Below are 1,114 nucleotides of genomic sequence, written 5' to 3'. Positions count from 1 at the left end.
CCGGGCAATAGCGACACGATACGACAAGCTGAAGCGAAATTATGAAAGTATGGTAGCCATAGCGTGTGGATATCTGTGGCTACCTATGTGAAATGTCAACAGACCCTAAATATTTTATAAATACATGTTCTTATATAAATTTATCATTTGAATGAATGTCACTTTTATTTGGTTTCGCTAAAATGCCAACAGAGCCTGAGGCAAGAAAATCTGACGGCAACACAATTGAAATACCAGCTGAAGGATACGGCACACCTGTCAACGTTGAGATCCTACATAAGAAATCTTACAAATGATAAGGTAAACGCTTTTAATAGTTGATGAACATCAATAAGGATGCGGTACATAGCGATAAGAAAGGAGTCAGAGAACTATGCCATGTACCGCAAGGGGGATAAAAAACATATACATAGCCGATGACGTAATGGCAGAACATCAGCAGGTATGTACTAAAATACTCCCATACTAGGAGTATTAATTAGTACTCATTCTCACTAACAAAGTTCAAACAAATTCAAATATAAAATAACTCGGTGGGCTGTAAATTAGCTCACCGAGTTATCTAAGACTGATGTGGTTCCCTGTAACTGGACAACCTGAAAGAAAGTTAAGCTCTGACATGTATAGTTAATCGAGTTCAGGCAACCCGATCAATTCCTGGATCATTATAGTAGATTTCATGAGGCGTAAGACTGTCAAGGCTTTGATGAAATCGTTCTTGATGGTACCATTCAAACCATGTGGATAAATTCTGCTTTATCTCCTTCAGATTATTGAATTCTCGGGTATATAAAAGCTCATATTTAACTGTCCGCCAAAGCCGTTCAATAAAAATATTGTCATAGTAGCAACCCTTGCCATCCATGCTGATCTGAATAGGATGATCTTTTAGTATGGAGGTAAATGCTTCGCTGGTGAACTGTACGCCCTGGTCGGTATTCATGATCTGTGGACAGCCATAATCCTGGATGGCTGCCTCCAGCGCCTGAGTACAAAAATCAGTATCCAGGGTATTGGACAAGCGCCAGCTCAACACCTTACGCGAATGCCAGTCGATGATGGCAACCAGATAGCCAAAGCCCTTCTCCATGGGGACATAGGTTATGTCGGTAGC

At 40.6% G+C, this 1,114-nt stretch carries 2 pseudogenes; one reads left to right on the top strand and one right to left on the bottom strand.

From position 1 onward, the window contains the following. Window positions 1-91: pseudogene (locus tag BM283_RS18530) on the top strand (IS5/IS1182 family transposase); the annotation flags it as partial. A gap of 579 nt (window positions 92-670) precedes the next feature. On the opposite strand, the pseudogene BM283_RS17800 reads toward BM283_RS18530, so the two are convergent. After that, window positions 671-1,114, bottom strand: a pseudogene (locus tag BM283_RS17800) (IS3 family transposase); the annotation flags it as partial.

The sequence above is a fragment of the Nitrosomonas sp. Nm34 genome, assembly GCF_900113925.1.
In the GTDB taxonomy this organism is placed as follows: domain Bacteria; phylum Pseudomonadota; class Gammaproteobacteria; order Burkholderiales; family Nitrosomonadaceae; genus Nitrosomonas.
Note: the sequence above shows the minus strand (reverse complement) of the source record. Positions and strands in the feature narration are given on the sequence as shown.